Annotated in this window: 14 protein-coding genes and 1 pseudogene; 11 read left to right on the top strand and 4 right to left on the bottom strand. The window is 63.3% G+C overall.

Annotation, left to right across the window (positions count from 1 at the left end):
* Window positions 1-122: 122 nt before the first annotated feature.
* On the top strand, window positions 123-1,706 hold the full coding sequence (locus N7640_RS10980) for a peptide chain release factor 3 (RefSeq protein WP_279902735.1): 1,584 nt from the start codon (window positions 123-125) through the stop codon (window positions 1,704-1,706).
* A 197-nt stretch (window positions 1,707-1,903) separates the two neighbouring features.
* Here the strand turns inward: N7640_RS10980 and N7640_RS10975 are convergent, their stop codons facing one another.
* Both N7640_RS10975 and N7640_RS10970 read right to left on the bottom strand, forming a co-directional pair.
* The gene (locus tag N7640_RS10975; protein WP_279902736.1) at window positions 1,904-2,509 is read right to left on the bottom strand and encodes a 3'-5' exonuclease; all 606 of its coding nucleotides are present in this window, start codon (window positions 2,507-2,509) and stop codon (window positions 1,904-1,906) included.
* A 3-nt stretch (window positions 2,510-2,512) separates the two neighbouring features.
* Window positions 2,513-2,992, bottom strand: a complete 480-nt coding sequence (locus N7640_RS10970) for an NYN domain-containing protein (RefSeq protein ID WP_279902737.1) — start codon at window positions 2,990-2,992, stop codon at window positions 2,513-2,515.
* Window positions 2,993-3,135: 143 nt separating this feature from the next.
* Between N7640_RS10970 and N7640_RS10965 the strand changes: the two genes are divergently transcribed.
* From N7640_RS10965 to N7640_RS10955, 3 genes are all read left to right on the top strand, one after another.
* The gene (locus tag N7640_RS10965) at window positions 3,136-3,810 is read left to right on the top strand and encodes a hypothetical protein (RefSeq protein ID WP_279902738.1); all 675 of its coding nucleotides are present in this window, start codon (window positions 3,136-3,138) and stop codon (window positions 3,808-3,810) included.
* Window positions 3,811-3,870: 60 nt separating this feature from the next.
* The gene (locus tag N7640_RS10960; protein WP_279902739.1) at window positions 3,871-4,305 is read left to right on the top strand and encodes a VOC family protein; all 435 of its coding nucleotides are present in this window, start codon (window positions 3,871-3,873) and stop codon (window positions 4,303-4,305) included.
* 109 nt (window positions 4,306-4,414) lie between these two features.
* Complete coding sequence (locus N7640_RS10955) at window positions 4,415-5,155, top strand: transporter substrate-binding domain-containing protein (protein WP_279902740.1); 741 nt, start codon at window positions 4,415-4,417, stop codon at window positions 5,153-5,155.
* A gap of 7 nt (window positions 5,156-5,162) precedes the next feature.
* Here N7640_RS10955 and N7640_RS10950 read toward each other — a convergent pair whose 3' ends face one another.
* Window positions 5,163-6,077, bottom strand: a complete 915-nt coding sequence (locus tag N7640_RS10950) for a LysR family transcriptional regulator (protein ID WP_279902741.1) — start codon at window positions 6,075-6,077, stop codon at window positions 5,163-5,165.
* Window positions 6,078-6,182: 105 nt separating this feature from the next.
* Here N7640_RS10950 and N7640_RS10945 point away from each other — a divergent pair, with 105 nt between their 5' ends.
* From N7640_RS10945 to N7640_RS10930, 4 genes are all read left to right on the top strand, one after another.
* Window positions 6,183-7,904, top strand: a complete 1,722-nt coding sequence (locus N7640_RS10945) for an amidohydrolase (RefSeq protein ID WP_279902742.1) — start codon at window positions 6,183-6,185, stop codon at window positions 7,902-7,904.
* A gap of 82 nt (window positions 7,905-7,986) precedes the next feature.
* Window positions 7,987-9,063: a C45 family autoproteolytic acyltransferase/hydolase gene (locus tag N7640_RS10940; protein WP_279902743.1), complete on the top strand. Its 1,077-nt coding sequence runs from the start codon at window positions 7,987-7,989 to the stop codon at window positions 9,061-9,063.
* 68 nt (window positions 9,064-9,131) lie between these two features.
* A complete protein-coding gene (locus N7640_RS10935) occupies window positions 9,132-10,454 on the top strand; it encodes an MFS transporter (RefSeq protein ID WP_279902744.1) in 1,323 nt (440 codons plus the stop codon).
* A 31-nt stretch (window positions 10,455-10,485) separates the two neighbouring features.
* Complete coding sequence (locus tag N7640_RS10930) at window positions 10,486-11,211, top strand: TorF family putative porin (RefSeq protein ID WP_279902745.1); 726 nt, start codon at window positions 10,486-10,488, stop codon at window positions 11,209-11,211.
* A gap of 21 nt (window positions 11,212-11,232) precedes the next feature.
* Here the strand turns inward: N7640_RS10930 and hrpB are convergent.
* Window positions 11,233-13,374: pseudogene (gene hrpB, locus N7640_RS10925) on the bottom strand (ATP-dependent helicase HrpB); the annotation flags it as partial.
* 87 nt (window positions 13,375-13,461) lie between these two features.
* Here hrpB and N7640_RS10920 point away from each other — a divergent pair.
* Genes N7640_RS10920 through N7640_RS10910 form a run of 3 tightly spaced genes read left to right on the top strand, consistent with a single transcriptional unit; the run spans window position 13,462 to window position 18,437 of the window.
* Entirely contained in the window at window positions 13,462-15,765 is a 2,304-nt protein-coding gene (locus N7640_RS10920) for a hypothetical protein (protein WP_157787411.1), read from the top strand.
* Complete coding sequence (locus tag N7640_RS10915; RefSeq protein WP_033864530.1) at window positions 15,743-17,824, top strand: hypothetical protein; 2,082 nt, start codon at window positions 15,743-15,745, stop codon at window positions 17,822-17,824. The genes N7640_RS10920 and N7640_RS10915 overlap by 23 nt, the downstream gene beginning before the upstream one ends.
* Window positions 17,825-17,831: 7 nt before the next feature.
* Window positions 17,832-18,437 carry a hypothetical protein gene (locus N7640_RS10910; RefSeq protein WP_157787410.1) on the top strand — a complete coding sequence of 202 codons (606 nt, stop codon included), beginning with the start codon at window positions 17,832-17,834 and terminating at the stop codon, window positions 18,435-18,437.
* Window positions 18,438-18,465: the final 28 nt, after the last annotated feature.

The raw sequence follows: 18,465 nt of genomic DNA, 5'->3' as shown, positions 1-18,465 counted from the left end.
TCCCACAAGGCCGCTGCCGCGTCGGCGACACCCGGCCTGCCTTGGCGGGCCGGTTGCCGTTATAATCCCGCGCTTTTCCGGGCGCCCCGCGCCCGCCACCGCTCTCCCGCAGGCACAGACCCATGACCATCCAGGCCGCCGAAGTCGCCAAACGCCGCACGTTCGCGATCATTTCCCACCCCGACGCCGGTAAGACCACCATCACCGAGAAGCTCCTGCTGATGGGCAAGGCGATCGAGGTCGCGGGCACGGTGAAGTCGCGCAAGTCCGACCGCCACGCCACCTCCGACTGGATGGAGATGGAGAAGCAGCGCGGCATCTCCATCACCACCTCGGTGATGCAGTTCCCCTACCGGGCGCACATGGTCAACCTGCTGGACACCCCCGGCCACGAAGACTTCTCGGAGGACACCTACCGCACCCTGACCGCGGTGGACTCGGCGCTGATGGTGCTCGACGGCGGCAAGGGCGTGGAGCCGCGCACCATCGCCCTGATGGAAGTCTGCCGCCTGCGCGACACGCCCATCGTCAGCTTCATCAACAAGCTGGACCGGGACATCCGCGACCCCATCGAGCTGCTCGACGAGATCGAGGCGGTGCTGAAGATCAAGGCCGCGCCGATCACCTGGCCGATCGGCTGCTACAAGGACTTCAAGGGCGTCTACCACCTGGCCCAGGACAAGATCATCGTCTACACACCGGGCCACGGCCACGAGCGCACCGAGCAGAAGATCATCGACAAACTCGACTCGGACGAGGCCCGCGCCCACCTGGGCGACCTCTACGAGCGCTTCGTCGACGAGCTGGAGCTGGTCCAGGGCGCCTGCCACGAGTTCGACCAGGCCGCCTTCCTCAAGGGCGAGATGACCCCGGTGTTCTTCGGCACCGCGCTGGGCAACTTCGGCGTCGACCAGGTGCTCGACTGCATCGTCGACTGGGCGCCCAAGCCGCTGTCGCGCGCCGCCCACGAGCGGGTGGTGGAGCCGGTGGAAGAGAAGTTCAGCGGCTTCGTGTTCAAGATCCAGGCGAACATGGACCCCAAGCACCGCGACCGCATCGCCTTCATGCGCATCTGCTCGGGCAAGTACGAGAAGGGCATGAAGATGCGCCACGTGCGGATCAAGAAGGACCTGAAGATCGCCGACGCCCTGACCTTCTTCTCCAGCGAGCGCGAGCAGCTGGAAGAGGCCTGGGCCGGCGACATCATCGGCCTGCACAACCACGGCACCATCCAGATCGGTGACACCTTCACCGAAGGCGAGGTGCTGGGCTTCACCGGCATCCCGCACTTCGCCCCGGAACTGTTCCGCCGCGTGCGCCTGAAGGACCCGCTGAAGTCCAAGCAGTTGCGCCAGGGCCTGCAGGAACTGGCCGAGGAAGGCGCCACCCAGGTGTTCTTCCCCGAGCGCAACAACGACATCATCCTCGGCGCCGTGGGCGTGCTGCAGTTCGACGTGGTCGCCAGCCGCCTCAAGGAGGAATACAAGGTCGAGTGCGCCTACGAGGCGATCACCGTCTGGTCGGCCCGCTGGATCGAGTGTACCGACGAGAAGAAGCTCAAGGAGTTCAGCGACAAGGCCTTCGAGAACCTGGCCGTGGACGGCGGCGGGCACCTGACCTACCTGGCCCCGACCCGGGTCAACCTGAGCCTGATGGAAGAACGCTGGCCCGACGTGAAATTCCGCGCCACCCGCGAGCATCACTGATGCGCGGCTGATACGAAAACGCCCCGGCCACTGCCGGGGCGTTTTCGTTCGGGTCAACTGCACAATCCCGTTGCGCATCCGGCGCCGGGTAGGGTGCGCCATGCGCACCGGCGCTCCTCTGCAGCCCAGGTGCGCACAGCGCACCCTACGCCTGGAAGACCCTCACCCCCGGCCCCTCTCCCAGAGGGAGAGGGGAGTCATGCACTGGCGCGCAGCAGCGCCCGCACCTTGGCTGCCGAAAGCTTCTGCAGGCCGCACAGGTAGGCGTGGTCCGCCCGGATGTCGTGACGCTCCCACAGCAGCGCCAGCAGGTGCAGGGCCAGGTTGGCTGCCATCTCGGCGTCGGCCAGGGCGCGGTGGGCCTGGCCGGTGTCGGGCAGCCCGGCCCAGCGGTTGAGGTTGCCCAGGGCGTGGCTGGGCGCCTCCGGCAGCAGGCGCCGCGAGAGCAGCAGCGAGCAGGCGAAGTCACGCGCCCGGCGGCGACCGAGCAGGCCCAGTTCGGCATCCCAGAACTTCGCGTCGAAGGCCGCGTTGTGTGCCAGCAGCGGCGCGTCGCCGACGAACCCGGCCACCTCGGCCATCACCTCGGCCACCGGCGGCGCGCGGCGAACCATGGCGTTGCTGATGCCGGTGAGCTGTTCGATGAAGGGCGGCACCCAGGCGCCGGCGTTCATCAGGCTCTGGTAGCGTGCGACGATGCGCCCGCCCTCGATCATCGCCGCGCCGACCTCGGTCGGGCGCGCGCCCTGGGCCGGCGACATGCCGGTGGTCTCGAAGTCGATTACGGCGATGCGTTCCGTCATCGGCTAGTGCCTCAGCAGCAGGGAGCCTTCGACCGGCACGAAGCGGTCGGCGGCGCGGATCAGGGAATGGGCGGTGAGACCGTCCACACCGTACACGGTGCAGGTCACCCCGTGGCGGGCTCGGGCACGCTCCAGCAGCAGGTCGAAGTCGCCATCGCCGGAGGCCAGGACGATCTCGTCCACCCGCTCGGCCGCCTCCATCACGTCCAGGGCGATGCCCACGTCCCAGTCGCCCTTGGCCGAGCCGTCGCTGCGCTGGATATAGGGCTTGAGCATCACCTGAAAGCCCAGGCCACGGAGGATCTGCTGGAACTGCTGCTGCCTGGCGTCGCCACGGTCGATGGCGTAGGCACGCGCCTCGACGATCTCGCCATCGGCGGAGAGCCGGCGCCACAGCGCTGCGTAGTCGAAGTGGCAACGATGGATCTGGCGAACGGTGTAATAGAGGTTCTGCACATCGGCGAACAAGGCAATTCTGCGCACGGCTGGGCTCGCATGGAAAAGGCCGCCATTATGACCTGCCGCCCGGCGCCCCGGGGGTATTAATGCGTGCGCAGGCGCCGGGCATGTTCCCCGCCCCGCCCATCGGCTAAAGTGAGGCAGACGTACTGCCGCGATACCTGCCGATGAACCCGCTCAGCATCCTGCGTGATTCCTTCTACTTCTTCACTCGCCACCTGGCCCGCATCGCCCCGCTGTGCCTGCCGCTGATCGCCGCCGAATGCCTGGTGCGCGCCCTGGTCTCGGCCATGGTGGAACCGTCGCACGCGCCGGCCTACGAGTTGCTGGTGGGGCTGTTCTTCTATCCGCTGTACAGCGCGGCGCTGATCCTCTACCTCGACGCCCGCAGCCAGGGCCAACGCCCCGCGTTGATCAACCTGCTGGCCGCCAGCCTGCCGCTGTGGCCGTCCCTCGCCGTGCTGACGGCCCTGAGCACGCTGCTGATCATGCTCGGCGGCGCCCTGTTCCTGCCGCTGGCGCTGTGGCTGATGGTCAAGCTGGCCTTCGCCGAATACCTGCTGGTGCTGCGCGGGCTGTCGCCGCTGCAGGCCATGCGCGAGAGCTACGCGCTGAGCGTGGGCCACTTCTGGTCACTGCTGGCCTGCGTGCTGCTGGTGATCGTGCCGCTGTGGCTGCTGGACGACTGGACCCTGCAACTGCTCGGCGAGCAGCCGGACGCCATCGACGGCCTGCTGCTCGACGTGATCAACGGCTTCCTCCAGCTGTTCTCCAGCGTGGTGCTGTTCCGCTGCTTCATGCTGTGCAGCCCGCGGCCCACCGAGGACAGCCACAGCAGCTGAGCCGGGAAAAAACCGGCGCAACTGCTAGGCTTGGCACTTCCACTCCAGGGAGGAAACACCATGGCCGAGCAGAACCCCAGCATCCTGTCCCACGTATCCATCGGCACCAACCGGTTCGACGAGGCCGTGGCCTTCTACGACAAGGTGATGCCCACCCTGGGCTGCAAGCGCATCCTCGAACACCCCGGCGCCGTGGCCTGGGGCCGCGAATACCCGGAGTTCTGGGTGCAGGCGCCCATCGACGGACAGCCGGCGAACGTCGGCAACGGCACCCACTTCGGCTTCGTCGCCCAGGACAAGCAGGCGGTACACGCCTTCTACGAGGCCGCCCTGGCCGCCGGCGCCAGCCCGGATGGCCCGCCCGGGCCACGCCCGCACTACGGCGAGCCCTACTACGGCTGCTTCGTGCGCGACCTCGACGGGCACAAGATCGAGGCCGCGTACTGGGACATGGAGCTGATCTACGAGCTGTACGTCGAGCCCCAGCAAAGCTGAGCCGGGCGCTGGAGCGCACAGGTGTACGCTGGACAAAGCCTGCGCCTGCCGCCATGCTCGAAGCCGTGACGAAACAACAAGACGGCCTCGAGTCGCGCGGCGGTAAACGATGCGCAGAACCCTTCTTCCTGCCCTCCTGGCGTGGCTCTGCTGTGCCGGCGCCCTGGCCCAGAGCGCGGCCGCCGAACCGGTCATCTCGGTCGGTTACTACGAATTCCCCCCCTACACCTGGACCGACGAGAACGGCGAGCCGCGCGGCTCGGTTCTGGCCCTGACCGAGCGCCTGCTGCGTCACGCCGGCTACCGCGGCGAGTACCGCTCGCTGCCGGGCGCGCGGCTGTACGCCGGACTGCAGGACGGCAGCGTGCAGCTCTGGCCCGGCGCCGGCGGCAAGTCGGAGCTGATTGGCCACACCCATGAGGCCCGCCATGCGCTGGGCCACTTCAGCCTGGCCCTCTACTACCGCCACGACACGCCACCGCCGGAACTCCCCGACGGCCTGCGCGGCAAGGACGTGATCGTGATCGGCGGCTACAGCTACTGGAAGCAGATCAACGACCTGCTGGAAGCGCCGCACATGGGCATCAGCACCCACCGCACCAGCACCCACGCCTCCGCCCTGGCCATGCTGCTGCGCAAACGCGGCGACTACCTGCTCGACTACCAGGCCCCGGTGGAGCAGGTGCGCAAGGAGCTGGGCCTGTCGCCACTGCCCTACACCGTGCTGCAACGCTTCGAGTCGAGGCTGATCGCCTCGCGCCACTGGCCCGGCGGCAAGCGCTTGCTGGAAAGGCTCGACCGCGCCTACGAAGAACTGCAGGCGGCCGGGGAAGACCTGCGGGTGGATTGAGCCGGCGCTAGGCGGGCAGCCCCTCCTGCCAGTGCCGCTTGAGGTACTCGATGAACACCTTGACCTTGCGCGTGTTGCGCCGGTGCGGCAGGTACAGCAGGTGTATCCAGGGGCCGAAGGCGCTGGGCTCGCGCCAGTACTCGGGCATCACCTCCACCAGTTCGCCCCGCGCCAGGTAGGGCGCGGCGCTCCACTGCGGTATGAACTGCAGGCCCTGGCCGTCGAGCAGGCAGGCCAGCAGGAAGTCGTAGTTGTCGCTGGCCAGGCGCGGCACCGGCTGGGCCAGGCGGATGCGCCGGTCGCCCTGCTGCACCCACCAGAAGTGCCGGTTGAGCAGCGGGTGGCGGAAGATCAGCCAGTCGTGCCCCAGGTAGTTGTCCAGGTTCACGTCCGCGCCCCTGCGCGCCAGGTAGGCCGGGCTGGCGCACAGCAGCAGGTGATTCTCCACCAGCGGCTGGGCGATCACCCCGGGCAGGTCGGTGGGGCCGTCGCGCAGGGCCAGGTCGTAGCCGCCGTCCACCAGGTCGACGTAGACGTCGCTCAGCTCCACCTCCAGATGCACCTGCGGGTGATCGTTGAGGAAGCGGCAGCACACCCGGGCCAGGAAGGCGGGACCGAAGGACGGCGGCGCGGTGATGCGCAGGCTGCCACGCAACTCGTGCTGCAACTGCTCCACCCCCTCGCTGGCCAGCTGCAGCTGCATCAGCGCCTGACGCGCGCCCTCCAGATAGATGTGCCCGGCCTCGGTCAGCGCCATGCGCCGGGTGGTGCGCTCGAACAGCCGGGTGCCCAGCTCCGCCTCCAGCTGCGCCACGGCCTTGGTCAGGGCCGACGGGGTCTTGCCCAGCTGCTCGGCGGCGCGGCTGAAATTGCCCTGTTCGGCGGTGGCGACGAACATGGTGAGTGCGCTCAGTTTATCCACTGATCTATTCCTGACAGGCACAGAAGTTGTGCAGCTCATGGCGTTTTTCCGGCCTGCCGTACTGGTTAGCCTGCCCACCAGACTAACAAGAAACAGGGCCTCCGCATGAAACCGCTGCTCCCTCTGATGCTCGCCAGCGCAATATCCTTTGCCTCGATGGAAACGATGGCCGCCGCCGACCTCATCCTGCACAACGGCAAGGTGTATACCGCCGAGCCCGGCCAGCCGCTGCAGCAGGCCATCGCCATCGAGAACGGCAAGGTGCTCGCCGTCGGTACCGACGAGCAGGTGCTCGGGTTGCGCCAGGACGCCACCCGGCTCGTCGACCTCGGCGGCAAGGTGCTGATGCCCGGCTTCATCGACTCCCACGCCCACGTGGTGAAGGGCGGCCTGCAGATGCGCCAGGCCGGCCTGAACGGCGAGGACCTGCCGCTGGACCAGCTGGAGCTCAAATTGCGCCAGTGGCGCGACGACGGCAGCGCGCGGCGCGGCGAGTTCCTCGCCGTGGGCGGCGTGCCCACCGCTTACTGGGACCGCATCGCCGAACTGGAACGGCGCTTCAACTCCGGCGAATGGGCCGACACCCCGATCCTCCTGTCCGGCGGCGACTACCACACCGGCTGGGCCAACCGCGCCATGCTGGCCAAGGCCGGTATCGACGCCGCCAGGGTCGCGGCGCTGGAGGGCGAGGAACGGGCCACCCTCGGCCACCACCCGGACGGGCAGCCCAACGGTTTCCTGGTCGACGCCGGCCTCTACCCGGTGCAGGAACTGCTGCCGCTGGCCAGCGGCGCCGAGCTGCTGGCCGCCCTGGAGGACGCCCAGTCGCATTACCACGGCCTCGGCATCACCGCCTGGATGGAGCCGCTGGTCAACGAGAACCCCGGCGGCGCCATCCACAACGACTCGCCCGGCGTGCTGCCGGCCTACCAGGCGCTGGCCGCCAAGGGCGGGCTCAACGCCCACGTCGCCGCCCTGCTGATGGCCGACTCCAGGGCCACGCCGGCCGACCTCGACGAGCTGGACAAGGTGCGCCAGCGTTTCGCCGGCATCCCTAACCTCAACCTGCCGGGGATCAAGGTGTTCGCCGACGGCGTGGCCGAGCACCCGGCGCAGAGCGCCGCCCTGCTCGACGCCTACCGCAACTCGGGCAAGAACGGCGAGCTGCTGTTCGACCCGCAGGGCTTCGCCCGCCTGGTCGACGCCGCCGATGCCCGCGGCTGGCTGGTGCACGTGCACGCCATCGGCGACCGCGCGGTGCGCGCCTCGCTTGATGCCGTGGCATTCGCCCGCCAGCAGCGCAGCAGCGGCGTCCCGCACTCGATCACCCACCTGCAGATGGTCAACCCTAAGGAGTTCGCCCGCTTCGCGCCGCTCGACGTGATCGCCTCGATGCAGCTGTACTGGGCCGCCGCCGACGAGATGAGCGTCGACCTGGTCAAGCCCTACGTCAGCGCCATGGCCTACCGCTTCATGTACCCGGCGCGCTCGCTGCTGAAGAACGGCGCCACCATCGCCGGTGCCAGCGACTGGCCGATCACCACCGCCAACCCGTGGCTGGCCATCTACCAGGCCATCAGCCGCGACGGCCCGAAGGGCGTGCTCAACCCGGACGAGGCGATCGACCGCGAGACCATGTTCCAGGCCTACACCCTCAACGCCGCCCGCGCCCTGCGACTGGACCGGCGGATCGGCTCGCTCGCGCCCGGCAAGCAGGCCGACCTGATCGTGCTGGACCGCGACGTGTTCCAGATCGAGCCCCAGGCCCTGCGCGACACCCAGGTACTGAAGACCTACTTCGCCGGCCGCGAAGTCTTCTCCCGCTGACCCACCTCGCCTCGCCCGGCGCGCCCGCGGGCGCGCCACGGCGAAGCCATGTCCGCCACACGCCGCAGCACAGGAAATCGCCGTGAAACTCCATACCTTCGTCACCGACACCCACAACCCGCAGCAACGCGGCCGCCAGATCGGTGAGCGCTGGGCGCCGCAGATCCGGCAGACCTGCGCGCTGTACCTCGACTTCTTCACCCAGGTGGACATCGATCCGCGCCAGGTGCGCGCCATCGGCGAAGCCAGCCTGGCCTCGCTGCAGGCCTGGAGCCCAGGCCTGGCCCAGGAACTGGTCGCCACCGCCGAAGGCGCCGGCCTGCCGCTGTGGCAGCTGGCGGCGCTGAACGCGCGCACGGAAATCCTCGCTGTCATGCCGGCCGCCGCCGAGGGCGAATGCTCCACCGCCGTGTACGCCCCGGCCGGCGCCGAGGCGCCGCGCACCCTGCAGACCTGGGACTGGCACGACGCCCTGGTGCCCCACGGCCTGCTGCTGCAGCTGGAGGGCAGCACCGGCCTGCGGGTCAAGCTGTTCACCGAGTTCGGCATGCTCGGCAAGATCGGCGTCAACAGCGCCGGCCTGGGCCTGCACTTCAACATCCTGCACCACGCCAGCGACGACGGCAGCGGCGGCGTCCCGGTGCACGCCGTGGCGCGCCGCCTGCTGGAGGAGGCGCGCAGTGTCGAGGACGCCATCGAGCTGGCACGCTCGGCGCGGGTCAGCGCCTCCACCGTGCTCACCGTGTTCGGCCGCGACGACCAGGCGCCGCGCGCCGCCAGCATCGAGATGTCACCCATGGCCAAGGCCGTGGTGCTGCCGGCCGCAGATGGCTGGATCACCCACACCAACCACTTCCTGGCGCCGGAGCTGGTGCCCGGCGAGCGCACCGCCGACGTGTCCACCACCTACCTGCGCCTGGACCACGTCGACGCCCGGCGCGCCGCCATGGGCGACGCCGACCTGGCCGCCCGCGCCCGCGCCATGTGCGGCGCGGCGGGCGCGCAGGCGCCGATCTGCTTCCACCCGGACCTCAGCCTGGCGCCGAAGGAACGCTGGGAGACCCTGCTGACCATCGGCATCGACACCCGCGCCGGCGACCTGCTGTACCGCGCCGGCAACCCGATGCTCCTGGCCGAGCAGGGCCACCTGCGCTTCTGACCCACCGACACCGCCCGGCCGCGCGGGTGGCCGGGCGCCCCGCACGCCAACAACAAGATGGGCACGTCATGACCGATCACACACCGCCGGCGGGCCGACCGTCCGCCCTGCGCACCTTCTTCGTCTCCGGCATGGGCACCGCGCTGGAGTTCTACGACTTCGTCATCTACGGCGTCGCCGCCGCGCTGGTGTTCCCCGAGGTGTTCTTTCCCGAGCTGGACCGGCTCACCGCCACCCTGGTGGCCTTCGCCGCGTTCGGCGCCGGTTTCTTCGCCCGCCCGCTGGGCGGCATGGTATTCGGCCACGTCGGCGACAAGGCCGGGCGGCAGAAGGCGCTGGTCGCCACCCTGCTGCTGATGGGCCTGAGCACCCTGCTGATCGGCTGCCTGCCGACCCATGCCAGCATCGGCGTCGCCGCCCCGGTCCTGCTGGTCCTGCTGCGCCTGGTCCAGGGCTTCGCCGCCGGCGGCGAATGGGGCGGCGCGGCGCTGTTCGGCATCGAGTCGGCCCCGCCCGGGCGGCGCGGCCTGTGGGGCAGCTTCACGAGCATGGGCATCGGCATCGGCGGCATCCTCGGCTCGCTGGTGTTCGCCCTGGTCAGCCTGGCCTACGACGACAACCTGGTCGACTTCGCCTGGCGCATCCCCTTCTGGCTCGGCGGCGTGCTGGTACTGGTCGGCCTCTACGCCCGCCTGCAGAAGACCGGCAGCCAGCCGCCGGCGCCGAGCGAGACGCTGCGCATGCCGCTGCTGGACGCGCTGCGCAGCCGCCCGCGCGAGATGCTGCTGTGCACCGGCATCGCCTTCGGCTACGTGACCATCGCCTACATCGGCAGCACCTTCTTCCTCGCCTACGCCACCCAGATCGGCTACGGCAGCACCGAGGCGCTGCTGTTCGACATCAGCCTGTCGGTGGCCATCGTCATCACCGCGCCACTGTTCGCCGCCCTCTCCGACCGCATCGGCCGGCGCCGGGTGATGATCCTCGGCGCGGCCCTCATGGCGGCGGGGCTGTTCGCCTTCTTCGCCCTGGTCGGCGTGCACAGCCTGCCGCTGTCCTGCGCCGCCTACATCATGGTCGGCGCCTTCATGGGCGCGACCCAGGGGCCGATCCCGGCCTTCATCGCCGAGCAGTTCCCCCGGGCCATGCGCTACTCGGGCATGTCCACCGCCTACCAGATCGGCGCGGCACTGGGCGGCGGCACCGCCTCCAGCGCGGCCACCGCGATCCTCATCCTCAGCGACCGCAACCCCTTCGGCGTGGCCCTGTACGGCGCCACGGCCCTGAGCCTGGTCGCGCTCTGCTCGTTCCTCCTGCGGGAGACGGCGCACCTCTCCCTCGGCCAGCTGGAAGCCCCGGACTGGCCCGCCGCGCCCTGCCCGCAGCGCTGAACCGCTTCCCCACAACAACAAGAGAGCCCCCATGAAACGCCACCTCATCCCCTTCCTGGCCGCCGGCCTGCTGGCGCCGGCCGCCCAGGCCGTCGAGCTGGGCCAGGACCTGGCCCTGGAACTGAACGCCGGTCTCTACAGCGACTACCGCACCCGCGGCATCTCGCAGACGCAGAACGACCCGGCCCTGCAGGGCTCGGCCACCCTGCTGCACGGCAGCGGCCTGTACCTCGGCGTGTGGAGTTCCAACGTCGACTTCGGCTTCGGCAGCAGGACCCGCCAGGAGCTGGACTACTACGCCGGCTACTACTGGCAGATCGACGACGACATCGCCCTGGACCTGTCCTACATCCGCTACGTCTACCCGCGGCAGAGCGCGTTCGACTACGCCGAGTACCATGCCGAGCTGAGCGCCCACGGCGCCTTCCTCGGCGGCAACTACGCCGACGACCTGGGCGGCGACCAGAGCTACCTGTACGGCTACGTCGGCTACCGCGCGGAGCTGCCCCTGGAGGTCGGCCTGGAGCTGCGCTACGGCCGGGTGGACTACAAGGACCCGGCGTTCCTCTCCGCCAGCGGCGGCGAACGCGACGGCTACCGGGAATGGGAGGTCAGGCTGAACCGCCCGTGGCTCGGCCTGGACTGGTCGCTGAGCTACGTGGACACCGACCTGTCCGAGGCCGAGTGCGCGAGCCTCAACGGCTTCGACGACGTCTGCTCGGCCACGCTGGTGGCGGGGGTCGGCAAGACCTTCTGAGCGGAGCCGGGCGCCCGCCGCTCAGCGGCGGGGCTTGGCCCTGGCGGTCGGCTCGGCGATCAGCGGGTCGTCCGGCCAGTAGTGCTTGGGATAGCGGCCCTTGAGATCCTTCTTCACCTCCGCGTAGGTGTTGACCCAGAAGCTGGCCAGGTCCTGGGTCACCTGCACCGGCCGCCGCGCCGGCGACAGCAGGTGCAACAGCACGCCCTGCCGCCCGCCGGCGATGCGCGGCGTCTCGGCCAGGCCGAACAGTTCCTGCAGGCGCACCGCCAGCACCGGCGGGTGCTCCGCGTAGTCGATGGCGATGCGCGAGCCGGACGGCACCTGCAGGTGCCTGGGTGCCAGCTCGTCCAGGCGCTGGGGCAGCGGCCAGGGCAGCCGGCCGGCGAGGATGCCCGGCAGGTCGAGACTGGCGAAGTGGCTGAGCCGGCTGACCTTGCCCAGGTACGGCAACAGCCAGTCCTCCAGCGAGGCCAGCAGGGCGACGTCGCTCAGGTCCGGCCATTCGCTGTCGCCCTGCCGCTCCAGGTCCAGGCGGCGCAGCAGCGCCACCCGCGCCTGCCACTGGCGCAGCTCGGGCGTCCACGTCAGCAGCTCCAGGCCCTTGCGCCGTAACAGGCCGAGCAGCGCGCGGCCACGGGCGCCCTCGTCGAGGTCGGCCAGCGGCTCGCGACTCAGCACCAGCTCGCCGACCCGGCGCTGGCGCTCGGCGCGCAGCACACCCTCACGCTCGTCCCACTCCAGCTCCTCGCGCAGCGCCACCTGCTCGGCCAGCACCGAGTCGAACAGCGCCGGGTCGAGGTCGGCGGCCAGGTAGATGCGCTCGTCGCGCTGGCCCTGGCGGCTGCCGAGGTCGGCGATCACCAGCCATTCGTGCTTCATCAGCGCGTCCGGCTCGGCGAACAGCGCGGCCCGGCCGTTGGCCAGGCGGTAGTCGCCACCGCCCTTGCCGCGCTGGCGGGCGACCCGGTCCGGGTAGGCGAAGGCCAGCAGCGCACCAAGCCAGCGCGGGTGCTCCGGGTCGGCCACCGCCTCGCTCGCCTTGCCGCGCAGGTAGCCGCGGAACTGCCGGGCCAACTGGCGGGCGCGCTGCACACCGCCCCGCGCGCCGCGCTGGCCGCGCTCCTCGCCGCTGAGCAGCGCCATGCGGCTGTGCAGGTCGGCACCGCCGCCGCGCAGGATGTCGCGCTCGCCGAGCAGGGCCGCCAGGTCGGCCGCCAGCGCGCCGAGCCCCAGGGCCTGGCCACGCAGCAGCAGGTGGGCGATGCGCGGGTGCGCCGGCAGCTCGGCCATGGCCTGGCCGTGGGCGCTCAGCGCGCCCCGCTCGTCCAGCGCGCCGAGGCGCGCGAGCAGGTCGCGGCCCTGGGCGAAGGCGGCGGCCGGCGGCTCGTCCAGCCAGGCCAGCTCGCCGGGGCGCACGCCCCAGCGCGCCAGTTGCAGGGCCAGGCCGGCCAGGTCGGCCTGGAGGATTTCCGCCGCACCGTAGGCCGCCAGTTGCTCGTGCTGGCTCTGCGACCACAGGCGGTAGCACACGCCGGGCTCCAGGCGCCCGGCGCGGCCGGCGCGCTGGGTGGCCGAAGCGCGGGAGATGCGCTGGGTGTCCAGGCGGGTCATGCCACTGGCCGGATCGAAACGCGGCACCCGCGCCAGGCCGGCGTCCACCACCACGCGCACGCCGTCGATGGTCAGGCTGGTCTCGGCGATATTGGTGGCCAGCACCACCTTGCGCCGGCCGCTCGGCGCCGGCTCGATGGCGGCGCGCTGGGCGCTCAGCTCCAGCTCGCCGTGCAGCGGGCAGAGCAGGATGTCCGGGCGGCTCCCCAGGCTCTCCTCCAGCTGTTCGTGGACCCGGCGGATCTCCGCCTGGCCGGGAAGGAACACCAGCAGGCTACCGGGCTCGTCGGCCAGGGCCTGCAGCACGGTCTGCACCACCCGCGGCTCGATCCGCTCGCCCGGCTGCCAGGGTGCGCCCCAGCGCGTCTCCACCGGGTGCATGCGGCCCTGGCTGGACACCACCGGCGCGTCGCCCAGCAGCGCGGACAGGCGCTCGCCCTCCAGGGTGGCGGACATCAGCAGCACCTTGAGCGGCGGCTCGTCGCGCAGCAACTCGCGGCCGTTGAGGGTCAGGGCCAGCGCCAGGTCGGCGTCCAGGCTGCGTTCATGGATCATTACTATTCGCATGATCCTGTAAAAATCTCATGAACTAGCGTACTAGAGCAGTTTTTAGCAGAAAAATAAGGCCAAGAAATTTTGACAATCATCAAAAACACCTTCGCGCTTTCCAACTACCCGTACCAAATGCTTTCCCCCGAGGTGGTCGCAAAAATTGAGCTCTGCTCGGAGGGAGATATCGCATCACCTGATGTGGCCATGAAGCTGCTGGAATGCTACTGCCACCTCAACGATACCTACGTCACACTCAGCAGCCTCGCAAGCGAGGCATTTGCACAAATCTTGCGGGGATTTCTAGAGGCCCTAACTGGGGAAGACTTTGTAAGGGCAAAGCTGGAATCACGGCGGGTATATGCGCGGATTCTGCTTAGAGCCTTTGAAAAAATGGATATCGGATCACCTTGGCTCGCGACAATCAGCTACGACAACTGGATAAAGGAAAGCTATCCAAACAATTGGGGTGAGAACATACCGCTACTTGATCCCTCCACCATCCGGTATTGGAACTGTTGGGATATTGTGGACAAAAAAGGACAAATCTCCTTCATTGCATTGCCGATGCTTTGGAATTCCCATGGAAAAGATTTCACTGAAGAGTTTTATGAAAATCTCCGCTTGTTCTATGAGAAGCAGGCGAGATCGAGCCTCACTGAAATCAACAGGCTTATTAAATTCCTTAGTGAAAACGCGCAAGACTGGCCGAGGATGACATTTTACCATCCAATATTGATAAAGCAGTTCTTCTTGAGTTTCATGAAAGAAAGCTTCATGGATGCACATCATCGAAAACTCAACATCAATGCCAAAATCAGCTCATGGAATCGAATGATATCGAATCTGGAAGAGGCGTTTCTCGATAGCAATGTATGGGCAGTTCCATTTGACGGCCGGCTGCCTAAGCCGACTCAAAGAAAAACGCTTGGAACGCCGTCTAGAACGAGGGTAAACGAAGAAGGCATCGAGGTCCATGAAAAACTACTTACTTCAATACCGCTGCATCTTACAGACTCGGAAACCATTGAGGTATTATTTAAGGACATAGAATCAGATCTAAATACAGTTAAGAGGTGGGCGGCTGCCCAGTGCGAAAAAACCTACGCCCATGTAAAGCGCAGAAAGCTGCTCGCCCAACAAGGAACACCCATCCAGTCTGGGGCAAGCATGTCAACATTAGAGAAAATGGGTGTTGAAAATGTATTCGCTACATTCGAGCGAGACGGATTTAAAATTGACTCGAATTACTTAAGTAACCGATATGGCGGTAGATCCCCCAAACCGCACATTGCAGAGACTCTTGGTCTTCCGACAGCGGAAAGATTATTCCCATTTCAATGCCTTCTAACTATCGAGCACGCCGAGATCACTCCAAGCTTTCTGAAGAAATTGATCTTACATGATGCAAATGGTGATTACATCGGTTTCAGGAAGTCGGAAACAGATGGAAACTGGCTGATCGGATTTAAAGATAGAAGAGGCAGCAGGCTTTCTGAGCAAAAAATCAAACTGAATGAAACCACCACACTCCTCATTGAGCAGGTAATTGAAATAACCAAGCCGCTTAGAGATTTCCTGCGGGCGAATGGCGATGATACTTGGCAAGAGCTATTTATTACGTGCGGACTTGGTTTCTCCTACCCAATGAGCGCCGGACTCCCTGGGTGGAACCTATCAAACTTTAAAAGCAAGAAGAATACACTGAAAATATTAAAAGAACAATTCGAGCCCTATACACATCGCAGAGAAGAAGAGCTCGTAAAATTTCTGACAAGGGTATCCCTTACCACACTAAGAGCCTCCTCAGGAGTTTTGGTATACCTGAAAACAAAAAGCGTAACAGAGATGGCCAAAGCCCTTGGTCACGCCAGATATGACACGCTACTTATGAAAAGATATCTACCAGAGGCTATATTGGCATTTTTCCAAACAAGATGGATTCGCATCTTTCAGCGTGGCTTTATTTGCGAAGCCATGAAAGATAGCCCATACCTATTGGAAGCAGCTAATTTTTCCAACATGGAAGAGCTGCATAACTTTCTTACCAACCACGCACTGAAAGACATCCCACATCACCTTAGCGATCCAGAACACACATCGGCTGAAAAAGAAAAAAGCACCAGCCTCGGGGTTAAACAAGTGCTGATTTCGATTGACCCAGGAATAATGACAGCACTTATCTCCTTAGAAAAAGCAGTGGATATGGCTTCAAGCCCCGAAAAAGTATGTGGCCGTGCAACTTATTGGGCCGACCTTTCAAGGGCAGTAGTGGAAGAAATTAATAGAGGGAATGATTATTTGCTTAAGCAACATCTCTCCGATGCACTTTCGCACTACAACCCTAAAAAAATGGAGTCACTCATTTATGGAAATGCCGCACGAGCTTAATTTTTTGAACCCTTTCTTTGTGGATTCCAAGTGCAAGCTACAAAGAGCAGACTGGCTTAAGAGTAGCTTTCACGACAACGTATGGTACTACAACTTCGACTATAAGCGCGACAAAACACTCAACTGGAGCGTAGATCTTGATGACGGAAGTATTCTTACAGACAGAAAGAATAACGATCTGCTTGCTGGCCTAAAATACATGCTCACCTCAGCTACAGAGAAGGTTGCTGGTGGCGGCGCAGATTCCAACTCAATTAAATCTCAAGCAATCAATTTTGCAAGAGCAGTACATGTAATTGATTATTTGCTTCTGCATTCGGCCGAGTATGAGTTTTCCACTTATGGGCTGGCTGGACTTTCCTCGAACAACCTTAAGTCAATATTAACCACGCTCACCTATCATCCGGACACATCTGAGTCAGTGTATGGGTGGCGCAAACGGATGTCATCCTACTGTTTGGAACTTCTTGAATCCACAGATCAAAACCTGATCAGTAAAACTTTAGATGCCATACCAGAAATGCAGATAGTGACCCCAGACCAAGAGGACGAAAATGAACTGGATGTAGAACTTCACCTAATTCCAAATATCCGCGCAGCTCTTTATCTTAAAGGCTATTACAGGAAAGGGAACCAAAGGTGGAACTCACCCAACTCAGCCATGCTATCAGAGGTGATATATAAAAAAACACTCAAGGGAAAATCAGAAACAAAATCAGTTATAAACATTTTAACTTATTACAAGTCCGCCTCCGACTTCAGACGTGAGTACCCACCTGTCCGAGTAACGACGGGAGAAAGGAAAACTATTACACCGACTGCCTTTAATGGATATAAAGCATCTATTTATAGCATGGGAAGACTGCATGAGCTTGGAATCCCTGCCCCGCCAGTAAGCGATTTAATAGAGGTCTTAAAATTCCAGGCTAATCTATCGAGCCCAGGCAGTTTTAGGACGCTTCCATCTGCCGTGGTGTTTGGTGCATTTAAAGACTCCGTAGAGTTCCACCTTAAGCATGGCAAGACAATTGTGAACGGCTTTTGCAAACTCATACTTTACTGCAAGATCCACAAGATTAAAGTTGGAGAACTATCCGACAAAGAACTTCAACATGTAGTAGGCCCGGAGCTTGCAGCCTTGGGCGTGAGACAATTTGGACTCTCATTCCGCAATGAAGATTCATTACTTGGGCGAATCAGAATAGAAAGCAAGGAGAGTTATTTTAATAAACTTCGCACCAACTGCGCCGTACTTGAGCTCATCGGAGTTTACATTGGAGCCGTACAATTAGTTGTCGGTGCTATTACTGCACGTCGAGTTGGCGAGCTACTAGATTTGCATTGCACAAATTGCTTGGACTCCACTGAGCAATGGTTGAATTTTTACAACCGCAAAAGCACCTACCGTCTTTATGGACTCAGAAACCTGGAAGCACGACCAATTGAGCCTATAGCTGTCCAGATGATTAAAAACCTGATTCGAATGCAAAAAATTCTTGTTCGCCTGGGTTACATTGAAGAGATGTGTCACTTGTTTGCAACACCTTCAATTCGCGGTGACGTTGGGTTTTCTCAGCCCACCTCTTATAGCTACAACCGTAACCTGGATTTTCTTTGCGACTACATCCAAACCCCAATTAACAATAAGGGTGAACGTTACTATATTCGCCAGCACCAGCTACGTCGTTTTTTTGCAATGCTGTTCTTTCACTCCGCCAGCCTCGGTGGTTTAGAGACCCTGCAATGGATGCTTGGCCATACTGATATTGAGCACCTGTGGAACTACATAACCGAGACCTTGGACGGAACGATTCTGCGCGGGGCTAAAGCTCAATTTGTTGCCGAGAGTCTTCATCAGGGAGGGACTGAAAGTTACGCCCAGCTCGCTCACCTACTTCGAGCGCGCTATGGTACCGACGACTTTGCGCTAGTCGACACTGAAGAGCTTGAGGAACATATCCTGGATCTTATCCAGGAAGGTGAGGTTTGCATTGAGCCAGAGTTTTTCGTCGATAACGCCGGGAAGCATATGCGCGTTATCGTGAAAATTAAAGATTGAGTTAACCATGAAGACTGACGCACGGGTATTAAATAGCAGAAGCGCTGTAAGCGCCCTGCGAGACTTTCTAAGGCAGGTTGCTGCAAGACCTCATATATTCGCTGAAAATGTAGAACTAATCTCGGCACTTAAAAGCCAGGCCGGGATCGCCGCATTGGAAGTCGAATTCGAAGACGATGAAGGTATCAAGCAGACGAAGGCTGTCAGTTTAAATACACTTAAGACGTACGCCAACGAACTATTTGAACGCGGATTTGAAGAGATAAATTATCTTCGATTATCTGCCAAAGACAGCATCGACACCTTCAATAATAGAGGTCAAAAAAGCAACAAACGTACGAAAAGCGGTCTAACGAAGCGTGTAGATGAGATGGAGCGTGACCTTGAGCAACATCAAAAGATAAACTTCATATTACTACAGGGTTTATCGTACGCTATAGGCGAGTTGAAAATTGTCAGGGATACGCCTAGCGAGAAGCTTCGCAAGAAGCGTGTGCAAGATGCTTTAACGACGCTGACGATGATTGCCTCTATGAACCCGCCACCTTTCGATTATTTTCCGCCAATTGAGCATGATCGAAAAGTCACCAAAATCGACAAGTACCGTAAATGAGTACGTCATCTATAAAGCAGCTTTTCAG

It is taken from the genome of Pseudomonas sp. GD04015 (genome assembly GCF_029837675.1).
Lineage (GTDB): Bacteria > Pseudomonadota > Gammaproteobacteria > Pseudomonadales > Pseudomonadaceae > Aquipseudomonas > Aquipseudomonas paralcaligenes.
Note: the sequence above shows the minus strand (reverse complement) of the source record. Positions and strands in the feature narration are given on the sequence as shown.